At 72.8% G+C, this 15,698-nt stretch carries 13 protein-coding genes and 1 riboswitch; of the genes, 9 read left to right on the plus strand and 4 right to left on the minus strand.

What is annotated here, in order from left to right:
* Nucleotides 1-106: 106 nt before the first annotated feature.
* From ACFWXC_RS33960 to ACFWXC_RS33980, 5 genes are all read left to right on the plus strand, one after another.
* Nucleotides 107-2,614 (plus strand): nitrate- and nitrite sensing domain-containing protein, encoded by a 2,508-nt coding sequence (locus tag ACFWXC_RS33960; RefSeq protein ID WP_384484656.1) that lies wholly within the window; start codon nucleotides 107-109, stop codon nucleotides 2,612-2,614.
* The gene (locus ACFWXC_RS33965) at nucleotides 2,604-3,071 is read left to right on the plus strand and encodes a roadblock/LC7 domain-containing protein (protein ID WP_384484658.1); all 468 of its coding nucleotides are present in this window, start codon (nucleotides 2,604-2,606) and stop codon (nucleotides 3,069-3,071) included. The genes ACFWXC_RS33960 and ACFWXC_RS33965 overlap by 11 nt, the downstream gene beginning before the upstream one ends.
* A 7-nt stretch (nucleotides 3,072-3,078) precedes the next feature.
* A complete protein-coding gene (locus ACFWXC_RS33970; RefSeq protein ID WP_384484660.1) occupies nucleotides 3,079-3,459 on the plus strand; it encodes a DUF742 domain-containing protein in 381 nt (126 codons plus the stop codon).
* A gap of 151 nt (nucleotides 3,460-3,610) precedes the next feature.
* Nucleotides 3,611-4,399, plus strand: coding sequence for a carbon-nitrogen hydrolase family protein (locus ACFWXC_RS33975; protein ID WP_384484662.1), 789 nt, complete (start codon nucleotides 3,611-3,613; stop codon nucleotides 4,397-4,399).
* Between the two features lie 60 nt (nucleotides 4,400-4,459).
* Nucleotides 4,460-6,172 carry a flavin monoamine oxidase family protein gene (locus ACFWXC_RS33980; protein ID WP_384484664.1) on the plus strand — a complete coding sequence of 571 codons (1,713 nt, stop codon included), beginning with the start codon at nucleotides 4,460-4,462 and terminating at the stop codon, nucleotides 6,170-6,172.
* On the opposite strand, the gene ACFWXC_RS33985 is transcribed toward ACFWXC_RS33980, so the two are convergent.
* Nucleotides 6,169-7,098 (minus strand): LLM class F420-dependent oxidoreductase, encoded by a 930-nt coding sequence (locus ACFWXC_RS33985; protein ID WP_384484666.1) that lies wholly within the window; start codon nucleotides 7,096-7,098, stop codon nucleotides 6,169-6,171. The two genes, ACFWXC_RS33980 and ACFWXC_RS33985, sit on opposite strands and share 4 nt — an antisense overlap.
* Nucleotides 7,099-7,193: 95 nt before the next feature.
* Nucleotides 7,194-7,880: a DUF5995 family protein gene (locus ACFWXC_RS33990; RefSeq protein ID WP_382544703.1), complete on the minus strand. Its 687-nt coding sequence runs from the start codon at nucleotides 7,878-7,880 to the stop codon at nucleotides 7,194-7,196.
* A gap of 147 nt (nucleotides 7,881-8,027) precedes the next feature.
* Here ACFWXC_RS33990 and ACFWXC_RS33995 point away from each other — a divergent pair, with 147 nt between their 5' ends.
* On the plus strand, nucleotides 8,028-9,173 hold the full coding sequence (locus ACFWXC_RS33995; RefSeq protein ID WP_384484793.1) for a glycoside hydrolase family 6 protein: 1,146 nt from the start codon (nucleotides 8,028-8,030) through the stop codon (nucleotides 9,171-9,173).
* Here the strand turns inward: ACFWXC_RS33995 and ACFWXC_RS34000 are convergent.
* Nucleotides 9,152-10,531 carry a uracil-xanthine permease family protein gene (locus ACFWXC_RS34000; RefSeq protein ID WP_384484668.1) on the minus strand — a complete coding sequence of 460 codons (1,380 nt, stop codon included), beginning with the start codon at nucleotides 10,529-10,531 and terminating at the stop codon, nucleotides 9,152-9,154. The genes ACFWXC_RS33995 and ACFWXC_RS34000 overlap by 22 nt on opposite strands.
* 166 nt (nucleotides 10,532-10,697) lie before the next feature.
* On the opposite strand from ACFWXC_RS34000, the gene ACFWXC_RS34005 reads away from it, so the two are divergent.
* Nucleotides 10,698-11,966: an alginate lyase family protein gene (locus tag ACFWXC_RS34005; protein ID WP_384484670.1), complete on the plus strand. Its 1,269-nt coding sequence runs from the start codon at nucleotides 10,698-10,700 to the stop codon at nucleotides 11,964-11,966.
* An 87-nt stretch (nucleotides 11,967-12,053) separates the two neighbouring features.
* Complete coding sequence (locus ACFWXC_RS34010) at nucleotides 12,054-12,512, plus strand: acyl-CoA thioesterase (protein WP_384484672.1); 459 nt, start codon at nucleotides 12,054-12,056, stop codon at nucleotides 12,510-12,512.
* On the opposite strand, the gene ACFWXC_RS34015 is transcribed toward ACFWXC_RS34010, so the two are convergent.
* Nucleotides 12,472-13,686, minus strand: coding sequence for an MFS transporter (locus ACFWXC_RS34015; protein ID WP_384484795.1), 1,215 nt, complete (start codon nucleotides 13,684-13,686; stop codon nucleotides 12,472-12,474). The two genes, ACFWXC_RS34010 and ACFWXC_RS34015, sit on opposite strands and share 41 nt — an antisense overlap.
* A gap of 133 nt (nucleotides 13,687-13,819) precedes the next feature.
* Here ACFWXC_RS34015 and ACFWXC_RS34020 point away from each other — a divergent pair, with 133 nt between their 5' ends.
* Entirely contained in the window at nucleotides 13,820-15,184 is a 1,365-nt protein-coding gene (locus ACFWXC_RS34020; RefSeq protein ID WP_384484674.1) for an ROK family transcriptional regulator, read from the plus strand.
* A gap of 263 nt (nucleotides 15,185-15,447) precedes the next feature.
* Nucleotides 15,448-15,578: riboswitch (FMN riboswitch) on the plus strand.
* The last annotated feature ends 120 nt before the right edge of the window (nucleotides 15,579-15,698 follow it).

Here is a 15,698-nt window from a genome sequence, read left to right on the forward strand (position 1 = left end):
TGGTAACACCGGTAGGCAATCCATGCGCTGGCCCTCCCCCACCCTCCGGCCGGGGGGACCCCCGTCTCGCTTCGCTCGCCGACCCACCACCGTCCGCGCGCGGATCGTGGCCCTCGCTCTCGCCCCGGCCGTCGCACTGACGGCGCTGTGGAGCTTCGCCATGGTCTCCGTCACCGCCGAACTGCGCGCGCTGATCCGGCTCCAGGGGGTGTACGACGACTTCGGCACCCCCGTCGACACCGCCGTCGGGCAGATCCAGATCGAACGGCGGCTGTCGGCGGCCTACCTGGGCGCCCGGCTCGACACGGCGAACGCCGCCGGCCTGCTCGCCCAGCAGCGGCGCACCGACCGGGCGGTGGACGCCATGCGGGACGCGATCCGGGGCGGTGACCGGGGCCGCCTCAGCGACCGGCAGCGCGAGGCCCTCGACGCGATGGTGAGCGCCACCGGCAGGCTGGAGGGACTGCGCGGACGGGTGCTGTCCCGGAAGATCTCCTGGGACAGCGCCGTCAGCGACTACAGCGCCCTGGTGGAGCCCGGTTTCGACGTCGAGTCCACCCTCACCGCCCTCCAGGCCGGGCAGCTGGCCCGGGAGTCGCAGGTGGTGATCGAGCTGGTGCGGGTGCGGGAGTTCGTCTCGCGCGAGGACGCGCTGGTCGCGGGGGCACGGGCCGCCGGGCGGCTCACCGACGGGCAGTACGACAGCCTCACCGCGACCATCGAGGACCGGCGCGTCTTCGAGCGGACCTATGTCCCCGACCTGCCGTCCGACTCACGGGCGCTGTTCGAGCGGTTCCAGCGCGGCGAACTGCACGGCTCGCTGGTGCGCGGCGAGGACGCGCTGCTGCGGGCGGGCGCGGGCCGGGCCGGTGCGGCCGTCGCCGCGGGCACCTGGCGGTCGACCACCGACCGGGCCGTCAAGCAGTACATGCTGCTGTGCACCGAATCGGCGCGGAACTCCGCCGCACGCGGCCGGACCTTCGCCTACCGGGAGCTGACCAAGGCGGCCGTCGTCGGTGTGGTCGGGCTGGCGGCGGTGGGGCTCTCGCTGTGGTTCGCGGTGCGCGGGGCGCGCCGTATCTCACGCCGTCTGGAGACCCTGCGGGACGCGGCCGACCTGCTCACCGCACACCAACTGCCCGCCCTGATGGACCGGTTGAGCGCCGGTGAGGACGTGGACGCGGTCACCGAGGCACCGCCGCTGGCCGCCCGGGAGGCCGGGGACGACGAGATCGGCGACGTCGGCCGGTCGTTCAACAGGGCGCGGCTGGCCGCGGTCGAGGCGGCGGTGAAGCAGGCCACCCTGCGCAGGGGCCTGTTCGCGGTCCTCCTCAACATCGCGCGCCGCAACCAGGCCCTGGTCCACCGGCAGCTGAAACTCGTCGACACGCTGGAGCGGCGCACCGACGACCCGGCCGTCCTGGGCGAGCTGTTCCGCATCGACCATCTGACCACCCGGATGCGCCGGCACGCGGAGAGCCTGATCATCCTCTCCGGCGCGACCCCCGGGCGGCGCTGGCGGCGGCCCGTGCCGGTCGCCGACGTGGTGTCCTCGGCGGTCGGCGAGATCGAGGACTACACCCGGGTCGTGGTGCCGCCGATGCCCGAGGTCGGGGTCGCCGCGGACGCCGTCGCCGACGTCGTGCACCTGGTCGCCGAGCTGCTGGAGAACGCCACGGTGTTCTCGCCGCCGCACACCCAGGTCACCCTGCGCACCGGCCTGGTCGGCCGGGGCTTCACCCTGGAGATGGACGACCGGGGCCTCGGCCTCGACGCCGAGCAGCTCGCCGAGGCCCACCGCACCCTCACCGACCCCGAGGCCTTCGACCCGACCCGCCACGACCGCCTCGGCCTCTACGTCGTGGGCCGCCTGGCCGCCCGGCACGGCATCGAGGTGACCCTGCGGGACTCGCCGTACGGGGGCACCACCGCGGTGGTGCTGCTGCCGACGGCGGTGCTCGCGGAGGTGCCGGGAGAGCGACGGGCGCCGAAGACGCCGGCCGAGGGACACGTCCCGGGCACGGCGGCCGGCGCCCTGCCTGTGCGCGGTGGTGCCACGGTCCTCGCGGAGAACACGCGCCCGGGCGGGCCGGACGCGCCGACGGAGGCGGATGCCTGGCCGGGCGGGTCGGTGGCGCCGACGGAGGCGGATGCCTGGCCGGATGGGTCCGGCGCGTCGGCGGGGGCGGATGCCTGGCCGGGCGCTTCGGCCGTGGCGGATGTCTGGCCGGGCGGGTCGGATGTGGTGGCGGTGGCGGCGGAAGCCTCGCCGAGCAGGCCGGACAGGGTCGCGGAAGCGGACGCTCGGCCGAGTGGGCCGGACGTCGTGGCGGAAGCCGACGTCCGTTCGGGCGGCACGGCGGAGACCGGTTCCGGCGTGCCCCGCGCACCCGTCGTCCCCGCGCTGCCCACCCGCAGGCGCCAGGCCTCCCTCGCCCCCGAACTGCGCGCCGAGCCGGTGCCGAGCGAAGCACGTGACCTGGACGCCGAGGAGATGAGGGCGGTCTTCGGAGCGCTCCAGCGGGGTCTGGACCGGGGGCGCAAGGGACTGCCCCTCGACACGGACGAGCCGACCCCTACCGAGGAAAGGACGCCCTCCGCCGATGACCAGTGACAACCACCCCGCCCCGGACCCCGGTCCCGGCCCCGGCCGCACCCCCGTCGGCCCGGAGCCCGGCGCCCGGCCCGGCAGTGACCTCGGCTGGCTTCTCGACGACCTGGTCGCCCGGACCGACCACGTCCGGCAGGCCGTGCTGCTCACCGCGGACGGGCTTCCGCTCAGCCACTCCGAGGGGATGCGGCGGCGGGACATCGAGCATCTCGCGGCCGTCTGCTCCGGCTTCCACAGCCTGGCCCGCTCGGCCGGAGACCGGTTCGGCGCCGGAGAGGTGCGGCAGACCATGGTGATGCTCGACGAGGCCTACCTCTTCGTGACCCCGGCCGGGCACGGCAGCCGCCTCGCCGTCCTCAGCGACGTCCGCACCGACGTCGGCCAGCTGGCCCACGAGATGGCGCTGCTCGTCCGCCGCCTCGGCCGCCACCTGGACGCGGCCGCACGCTCGACCCCCTGACCCTGCGGTGAGCGACGAGCACTGGTACGAGGACGAGACCGGCTCGCTGGTCCGCCCCTACACCGTGACCCGAGGCCGTACCGAGCCGTCCGGACGGCACACCATCGACCTCATGTCCCAGGTCACGGCGGTGGACGCGGACCCGGCCGAGCCGGATCTCGACCATGCCCGCGCCACCCTGCTCGCCCTGGTGCGGCGCGGCGCCCGCCCGGTCGTCGAACTCGCCGCGGACGCCGACCTGCCGCTCACCGTCGTACGCGTCCTGCTCGGTGACCTCGCCGAGGCCGGCCTGGTCCGCATCGACCGGCCGCGCCGCGTGGAACCGGCCGGCCCGGGCGCCGACCCCGCGCTCCTGAAGGAGATCGTCGAGCGGCTGAGGGAGCTGTAGGGAGATATCCGGCGCAACGAATCGCCGCCGGACACCTGTATCACGCAACGAACCGCTCGGCCACGCGCAACGGCTCCTCCTTGTCCGGCCCGGCCCGCCGACTTACCGTCTAAAGGGCCCCAGACCCCCTCCGTACCCGGTGAGGACCCGTATGCGCACCGCCCTGCTCCAGAGCTCCGGCCGCCCCGGCTCGACCGTCGAGAACCTCAAGGTGCTCGACGAGGCCGCCGGCCGGGCCGCCGCCGCGGGTGCCGCGCTGCTCGTCGCACCGGAGATGTTCCTGACCGGCTACGCGATCGGCGACGACATCGCCCGCCTCGCCGAGCCCGCCGACGGCGACTGCGCGGACGCGATCGCCGAGCTGGCCCACCGGCACGGCCTGGCGATCGCCTACGGCTACCCGGAGCGCGCCGGCGACCACGTGCACAACTCCGCCCAGCTGATCTCCGCCGACGGCACCCGGCTCGCGAACTACCGCAAGTCCCACCTCTTCGGCGGCTTCGAGCGGGACCACTTCACCCCGGGCGACCAGCCGGTCGTCCAGGCGGAGCTGAACGGCCTCACCGTCGGGATCATGATCTGCTACGACGTGGAGTTCCCGGAGCTCGTCCGCGCCCACGCGCTGGCCGGCACCGACCTGCTGCTCGTCCCGACGGCGAACATGCACCCGTTCGAGCTCGTCGCCGAGTCCCTGGTCCCGGTGCGGGCCTGGGAGAACCAGATGTACGTGGCCTACGCCAACCGCATCGGCCAGGAAGGCGAGTTCGAGTTCTTCGGGCTGTCCGCGCTGGCCGGACCCGACGGGGTCGCCCGCGCCCGGGCCGGCCGCGGTGAGGAACTGGTCCTCGCCGACGTCGACCCCGCCCTCCTCGCCGCCTCCCGCGAGGCGAACCCGTACCTGAAGGACCGCCGCCCCGGCCTCTACGGGTCCCTGGTCTGACCTGCCCCCTCTCGCCCCTCTTCTCGCACCTTTTCGCATGTCGCAAGGAGTCCGTACCCCATGACGTCCACCGTGCCCAACGCCGTCGAGCACGCAGACGAGCAGCAGCCGCCGATCACCATGTTCGGGCCGGACTTCCCGTACGCGTACGACGACTTCCTCGCCCATCCGGCGGGCCTCGGCCAGGTACCGGCGACCGAGCACGGCACCGAGATCGCCGTCATCGGCGGCGGGCTGTCCGGCATCGTGGCCGCCTACGAGCTGATGAAGATGGGCCTGAAGCCGGTCGTGTACGAGGCCGACCGGATCGGCGGCCGGCTGCGGACCGTCGGCTTCGAGGGCTGCGACCCCTCGTTGAGCGCCGAGATGGGCGCGATGCGCTTCCCGCCCTCCTCCACCGCCCTCCAGCACTACATCGACCTGGTGGAACTGGAGACGCGCCCGTTCCCCAACCCCCTCGCGGAGGCGACCCCTTCGACCGTCGTCGACCTCAAGGGCGAGTCGCACTACGCCGAGACGGCCGCCGACCTGCCGCAGGTCTACCGCGACGTCGCCGACGCCTGGAACAAGTGCCTCGAAGACGGCGCCGACTTCTCCGACATGAACCGCGCCCTGCGCGAGCGGGACGTGCCGCGCATCCGCGAGATCTGGTCCCGGCTCGTCGAGAAGCTCGACAACCAGACCTTCTACGGCTTCCTCTGCGACTCCGAGTCCTTCAGGTCCTTCCGGCACCGCGAGATCTTCGGCCAGGTCGGCTTCGGGACGGGCGGCTGGGACACGGACTTCCCGAACTCGATCCTGGAGATCCTGCGCGTCGTCTACACCGAGGCCGACGACCACCACCGCGGCATCGTCGGCGGCAGCCAGCAACTCCCGCTGCGACTCTGGGAGCGCGAGCCGGAGAAGATCGTGCACTGGGCGTATGGGACCTCGCTCGCGCAACTGCACGAGAACGGCGAGCCGCGCCCCGCCGTGACCCGGCTGCACCGCACCACCGGCAACCGGATCACGGTGACGGACGCGAACGGCGACATCCGCACCTACCAGGCGGCGATCTTCACCGCCCAGTCCTGGATGCTGCTGTCGAAGATCGCCTGCGACGACTCGCTCTTCCCGATCGACCACTGGACCGCCATCGAGCGCACCCACTACATGGAGTCCTCGAAGCTGTTCGTGCCCGTCGACCGGCCCTTCTGGCTGGACAAGGCCGTCGACGACAGGGGAAACCCGACGGGCCGGGACGTCATGTCGATGACGCTCACCGACCGGATGACGCGTGGCACCTACCTCCTGGACGACGGCCCGGACAGGCCCGCCGTGATCTGCCTGTCCTACACCTGGTGCGACGACAGCCTGAAGTGGCTGCCGCTGTCCGCGAACGAGCGGATGGAGGTGATGCTGAAGTCGCTCGGCGAGATCTACCCGAACGTCGACATCAGGAAGCACATCATCGGCAACCCGGTGACCGTCTCCTGGGAGAACGAGCCCTACTTCATGGGCGCGTTCAAGGCCAACCTGCCCGGCCACTACCGCTACCAGCGGCGCCTGTTCACGCACTTCATGCAGGAGCGGCTGCCCGCGGACAAGCGGGGCATCTTCCTCGCCGGCGACGACATCTCCTGGACGGCGGGCTGGGCCGAGGGCGCCGTCCAGACCGCGCTGAACGCGGTCTGGGGCGTCATGCACCACTTCGGTGGCGAGACCGACCCGGCCAACCCGGGCCCCGGTGACCTCTACGACGAGATCGCCCCGGTCGAACTCCCCGAGGACTAGACCCCGGCCGCCCGAGCCTTCTCGTACACCTCCGCGGCGACGTCCTTGAGTTCCTGGGCGTCCCGCGGAGTGGTCTGGAGGTCGACCAGGATCTCCTCCAGGCCGACCGCCGCGTGCGCCACCAGGTCCTCGACGATCTGGTCGGCGCTGCCCTGGAAGGGCTGGCGGTCGGGGCCGTCATAGGGCTTGGCCGTGTGCACGGCGTTGACCCGCACGACCGTCTGGATCGGTTCCGTGCGGCCGCGTTCGGCCGCCAGGTCCTGCAACTCCCGCCACTGGGCGGCCAGTTGCTCGGCGCCCATGCCCACCGGCAGCCAGCCGTCGGCGTGGTCGACCAGCCGCCGCCGGGCCTTCTGGTTGCCCGCGGCCAGCAGGATCGGGATCGGCCGGGCGGGCTTGGGACCGACCACGGCGGAGGCGATCTTCGTCAGTTGGCCGTCGTACTTCACCGGGTCCGGGCCCCACACCGCCCGGCACACCTCGATCACCTCGTCGAGCACCTTGCCGCGCTCCTCGAACGGCCGGATTCCGGCGGCCGCGTACTCGTCGAGCGACCAGCCGGTGCCCAGGCCGGCGATCACCCGGCCGCCGCTCGCCGCGTCCAGCGAGGCCAGGGACCTGGCCAGTTGGAAGGGCACGTGCAGCGGCGCCACCAGCACACTGCTGCCCAGCCGCGCCCGCTCGGTGACCGCGGCGGCGAGGGCGAGCGTGACCAGGGGCTCGGCCACGTCCCGGTACGCGTCCGGCCAGGGGAGGCCCTCGACGCCGTAAAGGCCCTGGGTGGCGGGCTCCGGGAAGAGGGCCCGCTCGAAGACCCACAGGCTGTCGTAGCCGATCTCCTCGGCGGTGCGGGCCACGTCGGCAACGTCCGTGCCGAGGGAGTACTGCCGCATCTGGGGGAGGCTGAGGCCTAGCCGCGTCGTCATTCCGGTGCTCCTTCGCGATCGGGTGAGTGGCGTCAACGTAAGGCGATCACAAGGGGATGCCGAAGCGGCTCGCGCGTCGATCGGATCAGGCCACGTCAGCCGCGCAGCGGGGTGAGCAGCATCCGGCCCGCCAGCCCCACGGCCGCGTCCAGCCGTTCGGTGAACTCCTCCGCCAGGTCCCCGAATCGGCGCAGCGCCCACAGCGCCCGCGCCGCCGACCACGTCGCGTCCCGGGCCCGCTCCAGACTCCAGGAACCGAGCAGATGGGTCAGCGGGTCGGCGATCTGGAGCAGGTCGGGACCGGGCATCAGATCCTCGCGGATGCGCTCCTCCAGCGAGACGAGGAGTTCGCCCACGCGGTCGAACTCGTCCTCCAGGTCGGCCGGTTCGCAGCCGAGCGTACGACAGCTGTCCACCACGGCCAGCGCCAGGTCGTGCCCGATGTGCGCGTTGATGCCCGCGAGCGCGAACTGCAGCGGACGTACACCGGGATGGCGGCGGAACTGGAACAGCGGCCGCCAGCAGGCCGGCGGACGGCGGTCGCCGGCGGCCGCGTCCACGGCGGCCAGGTACCGCTCCGCGAACCGTACGTCCAGCGTCGCGGCGGCTCTGGGGTCCCCGAACCGGCCCGCGTCCAGCCGCCGTTCGACCTCCTCCGTGACGGAGAGGTAGACACGGTTGAAGACCGCGATCCCGTCCCGCTCGGGCAGGGCCGCGTCCAGGGCGCGCATCCGGGAGACGACGGTGTCGACCGGAGCGGTGAGGTGTTCCGAGTGCGCCATGGGGGAAGGGTCCCAGCCCTAGGCTGGCGGGCGTGCCGACGGGCCCGGCGCATCCCCGGAACGGGGGACGGACCCGTGGCGCGGGAGGGGGAGCACAGCGTGCCTGGCTCACATGCCCGGCGGAGCGGCGAGGGCAGGCGGGCGGTCATGCTCGCGGTCGCCTCGGTCGTGGCCGCCGTGGGCACCGCGACCGGGATGCTCTCGGCGCTCGGCGACGAGGGCGGCGGGGGAGCGGGTCAGGCCCGGCCGGCGGTGGTGCGCACGACCGCGGTGACCACGTCCGGGGCGACGGCGGTGCGTACGACGGCTCCGGCGTCGCGGCAGACGACACGGTCCGGTACGCCGCCCGGCTCCGCGGTACCCGCCCCGAAGCCCGCACCGACTCTCCGGCGGGCCACGCCGAGCCCGGCTGCTCCCACGGTCCGAAAGCAGCAGGCGCCCCGCCTCTACCGCCACCCCGACTCCCAGGTCGCCGACTGGGTCCGCGCCCACCCGGACGATCCGCGCGCCGCCGTCATCGCGAACCGCATCGCCGACCGGCCGGCCGCCGTGTGGTTCGCCGACTTCGCCCCGGCGGCCATCACCTCCCGCGTCCGCTCCGTCACCTCGTCGGCCTTGGCGCAGGGCCGGGTCCCGGTGCTGGTGCCGTACGCGATCCCGGACCGGGACTGCGGCGGGGCCTCGCAGGGCGGGGCGCCGGATCTGCGTGCGTACGACGGCTGGATCGACGCCTTCGCGCGGGGGCTGGGCTCCGGCGAGGTGATCGTGATCCTGGAGCCGGACTCCGTCGCCCAGTCCGGGTGCCTCTCCGCCGCCCGCCGTGCCGCCCGGTTCGCCTCGCTGGCCCGCGCCGGCCGGGTGCTGAAGGCGGCCGGCCCGAAGACCCGGGTCTACTACGACGCCGGGCACTCCGGCTGGAACCCGCCCGCCCGGCAGGCGGCCCTGCTCGGGCAGGCCGGAGCCAGGTCGGGTGACGGCATCTTCAGCAACGTCTCCAACTTCCGTACCACCGCCGACGAGATCGCCTACGACCGTCAGGTCCTCGACGCCCTCGGCGGTCCGGCCTCGCTCGGCGCGGTGATCGACACCAGCCGCAACGGCAACGGCCCCCCGGCGAACGGCGCCTGGTGCGACCCGGCGGGGCGGCGGATCGGGCAGGCGCCCACGCTTCACACCGGGCAGGCGCGGATCGACGCCTATCTGTGGATCAAACTGCCGGGGGAGTCCGACGGCTGCAAGGGCGCCGCTGGGACCTTCACGCCGTCGTACGCCTACGACTTGGCGTCGTCGTAGGAGCTGGTGCCCTCGTCGAGCAGCGGTTCCCGGCCCTTGAGGTGGGCGGGGGCGAAGGCGCGCAGGACGTGGTAGCCGACGATGACGACCAGCGTGCCGAGGGCGATGCCGCTGAGGGAGAAGGTGTCGGTGAACTTCATGCTGACGTTGCCGACGCCGATGATGATGCCCGCGGCCGCCGGGACCAGGTTCAGCGGGTTGCGCAGATCGACCTTGGCGTGCAGCCAGATCTGGGCGCCGAGCAGGCCGATCATGCCGTACAGGATGACGGTGATGCCGCCGAGCACCCCGCCCGGGACCGCGGCCACGACCGCGCCGAACTTGGGGCAGACGCCGAAGAGCAGCGCGAAGCCGGCGGCGGCCCAGTAGGCGGCGGTGGAGTAGACCCGGGTCGCGGCCATCACGCCGATGTTCTCGGAGTAGGTGGTGTTGGGCGGGCCGCCCACGGCGGTGGAGAGCATGGAGGCGACCCCGTCGGCCGAGATCGCCGTGCCGAGCCGGTCGTCGAGGGACTCGCCGGTCATCTCGCCGACGGCCTTGACGTGTCCGGCGTTCTCCGCGACCAGGGCGATCACGACCGGGAGGGCGACGAGGATCGCCGACCACTGGAAGGACGGTCCGTGGAAGGACGGCAGCCCGATCCAGTCCGCCTTGCCGACGCCGGAGAGGTCGAGGCGCCAGTGGTCGGTGACCTTGCCGCCCGGGCCCGTGGAGTGGATCCTGCCGAAGATCCGGTCGAGGGCCCAGGACAGGACGTACCCGAAGACCAGGCCCAGGAAGATCGCGATACGTGACCAGAAACCACGCAGACAGACGACGGCCAGACCGGTGAAGGACATCACCAGCAGCGCGGTCCACTGGTCCTGCGGCCAGTAGGTGGAGGCGGTCACCGGGGCCAGGTTGAAGCCGATCAGCATCACGACCGCGCCGGTGACGATCGGCGGCATCGCGGCGTGGATGATCCGGGCGCCGAAGCGCTGGACGGCCAGGCCGATCAGGAAGAGCACGGCGCCGACCACGAAGACCGCGCCGGTCACGGTGGCGCTGGTGCCGCCCTGGGCGCGGATGACGGCCGCGACCCCGACGAAGGACAGGGAGCAGCCCAGGTAGCTGGGGACCCGGCCGCGGGTCGCGAGCAGGAAGATCACGGTCGCGACGCCGGACATCATGATCGCGAGGTTGGGGTCCAGACCCATCAGAACCGGGGCGACGAAGGACGCACCGAACATCGCGACCACGTGCTGGGCGCCGAGCCCGACCGTGCGGGGCCAGGACAGCCGTTCGTCGGGGCGTACCACCGCTCCGGGCGCGGGCGTGCGCCCGTCGCCGTGCAGTTTCCAGCGCACGCCGAGATCCATGGTGGGGGTTCGCTTTCTTCGAAGTGCTGTGAAGACGGCTTCGTACGTGAAGACGGTCCGAACCATTGTCATGGCTACCTGGTGGTCCTACGCTCGCACGGTCCCACTCGTGAACCACGTTCACATATCTGATTATAGGTTGCTTCCTGTCTGATCGGAGTGCTCGATGAGTGGAAGATCCCGCACGGCCGTCGTCCTGACGGCACTGGCGGCCATTGGGGCCGTCGTCGTCCCCTCCGCCCATGCGACCGCGAGGGCCCCGAAGGCGCCCGACACCGCCGTCCTCGACGGCGCCCGGCTGCAGCGGACCAAGGCCGACCTCGACCGCGGCGACCCCCGGCTGCGCCGGGCCGTCAAGGACCTGACGACCCGTGCCGACGCCTGGCTGGGCCAGGGCCCCTGGACGGTCGTCGACAAACCGAAGCCCGCGCCCGGCGGCGACGTCCACGACTACCTGAGCCAGGCCCCCTACTGGTGGCCCACCACCACGCCCACCGCCGACAACCCCTGGGGCTGCCCCTACGTCCAGCGTGACGGCCAGCGCAATCCCGAAGTCGACACCGGCACCGACCGCCAGGACGTGGAGAAGGTCTTCGACTCGACCTACGACCTCTCCCTGGCCTGGTACTACACGGGCAAGCGGCAGTACGCCGAGAAGGCCGGACAGGTCCTGCGCACCTGGTTCCTCGACCCGGCGACCCGGATGAACCCGAACCTCGACCACGCCCAGTTCATCCCGTGCAAGTACGACGGCCGGGCCATCGGCATCATCGACTTCTCCCAGTCGTACACGAGCGTGGTCGACGCCCTCGCGATCCTCGCCACCGGCGCACCCGGCTGGAGCGCCGACGACCGCGCCGGGATGCGCGGTTGGAACACGGACTTCCGTGACTGGCTGAAGAACAGCGCCTTCGGCAAGGAGGAGGGCGCCGCCGCCAACAACCACGGCACCTTCTACGACATGCAGCTCGCCGCCCTCGCCTACGCGACCGGCGACAAGGCACTGGCGAAGAAGACCGTGCTGGACGCGCGGGCCAGGCGCATCGACCCGCAGATCGCGGCCGACGGGAGCCAGCCGCAGGAGCTGACCCGGACCAGGAGCTGGCACTACTCGACCTTCGACCTGGTCGCCTACACCCGGCTCGCGGCCATCGGCCGGCATGTCGGGGTGGACCTCTGGGCCTACCGGGGGCCGGACGGGCAGAGCCTGTTCAAGGCCGTGGACTATCTGCTGCCCGCCGCGACCGGGGCCGCCGCCTGGACCTATCCGGAGCTGGAGTTCCACCGCTACGCGGCGGCGGACGTCGTCCACGCGGCGGCCGACGCCGGCGACAAGGCGGCCCAGCGGGCGGTACGACAGCTGGAGGCCCCGCCCGGCGGCGACCTCTGGGCGCTGCGGCCGGCCGCCGAGCAGCTGGACTCGATCGCGGGCTGAGGCCGCCGGTGGGGTTCCTGAGCGCTCGCTTAGACTGGCGTCAGCTGAAGGTCAGCGAAATATCAGCAACGCTCAGGAGCCCCACCCGTGACCGCCGAAGCCCCGACCGCCCCCGCCCTGTCCTACGGCCGGCTGATCCCCGTCACCGTCCACTTCGACGACCTGGACGCGCTCGGGCTGCTCCACAACGCCCGCTACCCGGTGATGGTCGAGCGGGCCTGGGCCGAGCTCTGGCAGGGGCACGGCTTCGTCTTCGAGGGCGACTGGGCCGCGGCCGAGGACGCCTGCAACGCGGTCAAGGAACTCCGGATCAGTTACGAGGCGCCGGTCACCCGGCCGGGCACCTACGCCGTCCATCTCTGGCTGGAACGGCTCGGCAACACCGGCCTGACCTACGGCTTCCGGTTCTGCTCCGCGGACGGGGCGACCACCTACGCGCACGGTACCCGGGTCCTGGTCCGGCTGGACGCGGCCACCCTGCGCCCCGCCCCCTGGAGCGAGCGCTTCAGGGCCGCGGGCCGGGAACTGCTGCGGCCTGCGGGCTGACCTCCGCCCGCGCTGCGCGCTCCCCGGGCCGCAGCACACCGGCGAACACCACCAGGCCGCAGGTGAGCACCGTGACCACGCCGAAGGACACCACCAGGCTGGTCGCCTGGGCCACCCCGCCGATCAGACTGGGCGCGATCAGCCCCGAGGTGTAGGTGATCGTCGCCACGCCGGCGATGGCCTGACTGGGGTTCGGCCCGGCATGCCCGGCCGCCGCGAAGCACAGCGGTACGACGACCGCGATGCCGAGGCCCATCAGCGCGAACCCGGTCATCGCCACCGCCGGATGCCCGGCGAGGACGATCAGCAGCCCGCCGAGCGCGGCCAGCACACCCCCGGCGCGCACGGTGCGGACCGTGCCGAAGCGGTTCACCACCGCGTCCCCGCTGATCCGGGCGATCGCCATGGTCAGCATGAACCCCGTGGTGGTGGCCGCCGCGAGCCCGGCCGAACTGTCCATCCGGTCCCGCAGGAACACCGCCGACCAGTCCAGGCTCGCCCCCTCCGCGAACACCGCGCAGAAGCCGACCGTGCCGATCAGCAGCGCCGACCGGGGCGGCAGCGCGAACCGCGGTGGCGGCTCCTCGTCCTCGCCGGGCTGCACGTCCAGCACCCGGCCGGCCGCCAGGACACCGAGCACGGTGAGGACGGCGGCGGCCAGCGCGAAGTGCAGCCGGGCGTCCGAGCCGAGGTGTGCGGCGAGGGTGCCCGCCGCCGAGCCGATCAGGGCGCCCGCGCTCCACATGCCGTGCAGTCCCGACATGATCGACCTGCCGAGCAGCCGCTCGACCTCCACGCCGAGCGCGTTCATCGCGACGTCGGCCATGCCCGCGCTGGCGCCGTACGCGAACATCGCCAGGCAGAGCGTGTACAGGTTCGGCGCGAGGGACGGCAGGACCAGCGACAGCGTCCACATCGCGATCAGTCCGCGCAGCGCCGTACGGCTGCCGAAGCGGTGGCTGATCCGGCCCGCCAGCGGCATCGAGCACGAGGCGCCGAACGCGGTGAAGGCGAGCGCGAAGCCGAGCTGGCCCGCGCTCAGGCCGGCATGGTCCTGGATCCAGGGCACCCGGGTCGCGAACGAGCCGGTGACGGCACCGTGCACGGTGAACACGGCCGCGACGGCGTACCGCGCGCGCTTCACCTCGTGCTGCTCGTAGTCCGCGTCTTTCATGGCTTCCATGGTCCTGCCCCTCCCCGGGTGGGCGCCGCCCCGCTGTCGCGCCGTAAACTATCAGGGACCCTGCCTGATAGATAGGGAGCGATGTGGCCGTCCTGAGCCGCGGAGATCTGGGAGGATGCCCGTCATGCCCGCATCACCGAGCACCGCCCGGGCCATCAACGACCGGCTCGCGCTGACCCTGCTCCAGCAGCAAGGCCCGCTCACGGCAGGGCAGTTGAAACAGCTGACCGGGCTGTCCCGGCCGACCGTCGCCGACCTCGTGGAACGGCTCACCGCGTCCGGCCTGATCACCGTGGTCGGCGAGTCCGGCGAACAGCGCCGGGGGCCGAACGCCCGGCTGTACGGCATCGTCGCCGACCGCGCCTGCCTGGCCGCCGTGGACGTCCGCACCGAGAGCGTCTCGGTGCTGGTGTCCGACCTGGTGGGGCGGGTGCTGGCCGAAGGGTCGGTGCCGGTCGGGCCGGAGGCGGGGCAGGCGGCCGCGGGGGAGGCGGCGGCCGTCGAGCAGGCGGTGGAGCTGGTCGAGCGGACGGCCAAGGAGGCAGGGGCCGCCGGCGGCGGGCGGTTGCACACCGTCGGCATCGGGGCGCCCGGACTCATCGACCCGGCGAGCGGCGAACTCCGCGACTCGGCGGGCCTGCCGGCCTGGCACCGCCGGCTGGTCGCCGCCCTCCAGGAGCGGTTCCCGGAGGCCCGGGTCAGCGTCGAGAACGAGACCAACCTGGCCGCCCTCGCCGAGCAGCAGGAGGGCGTCGCCCGCGACCGCGACACCTTCGTGCTGCTCTGGCTGGGGCACAGCTGCGGCGCCGCCGTCGTCCTGGACGGCAGCCTGCGCCGGGGCGCCTCCGGCGGCACGGGCGAGATCGGCTTCCTGCCGGTACCGGGCACGCACGCACTGCCGTCGGCGACGGACTGCGCGGGCGGCTACCACTCGCTGGTGGGGGCGGCCGCGATCGCCGAACTGGCCGCGGAACACGGGCTGGAACCGGCCGGGTCGACGGGTCCCGAGCCCGCGGCGGCATCCCTGGTCAGGGAGGCGGTCCGGCGCATGGATGAAGGCACCGAGGCGTTCCCAGAGCGCCGTGAAGCCGACGGCGACCCGTCAGCGCCCCAAAGGGGCGCGGGGCCGTATTCGATGTGCGACTACCGCCGCGTGGGCGCGACCGGCCACGACGCTCGCGCAGACGGCTGCCGACCCGGCCCGGCAGCCCCTGCCCTCTTCCTCGACGCCCTCGCCGACCGCATCGCCGTAGGCGTCGCCGCCGTCGTCGCCATCCTGGACCCCGGCTGCGTGGTCCTCGGCGGCGAGATCGGCTCGGCCGGCGCCGCCACGCTCGCCGCCCGCGTCGAGGAGCGGCTGCGCCGGATGTCGCCGTTGGCCACGGAGGTACGGGCGAGTGCCCTCGGCGGCGGGGCGGTGCTGCGCGGAGCGCTGCTGACGGCACGGGAGCGCGCGCAGGACGAACTGTTCGCGCCGCGGGACCGCTGACCCGACCGACCTGGTGGGTGACCCGGCGACGGGCAAGGGCCGTCGTCACCGCCGCCGGGCTCGCTCGAACGATAAATGGACTAGACCAGTAGGGTCAAGAGCTGCGGATCGAGTCAAGATGCCTGGTCCGAGGGCCCGTTGGGCGTCGCTCACGCGCATGACATCCCGTCAGGGAAGTCCAGCGACACGGTCTGTGAGGCAGCCCACACGGTTGCCTTGTATGGACCACCCTCGGGCGTGGCACACTGGCCGTGTACCAGAAGCAGCGCACTCCGGGGTCGGTGAAAGTCCGAACCGGCGGTTACAGTCCGCGACCCGTCCGCTTCCAGCGGCCGGTTGACCAGGTGAAATTCCTGGACCGACGGTTAAAGTCCGGATGGGAGGCAGTGCGCGGCGGGCGAGCATGTATCTGTGCGCGCCGCCGTATCTGGTCTCGTCCGTCACGGGCGGGACCTTGTCGGCGTCGCTCCCGGTGTGCTCTTCCGTCCTTTCTGTCGTTCGTCGACAGGCCCCG

Origin of the sequence: Streptomyces sp. NPDC058683, assembly GCF_042716195.1 — a bacterium.
Lineage (GTDB): Bacteria > Actinomycetota > Actinomycetes > Streptomycetales > Streptomycetaceae > Streptomyces.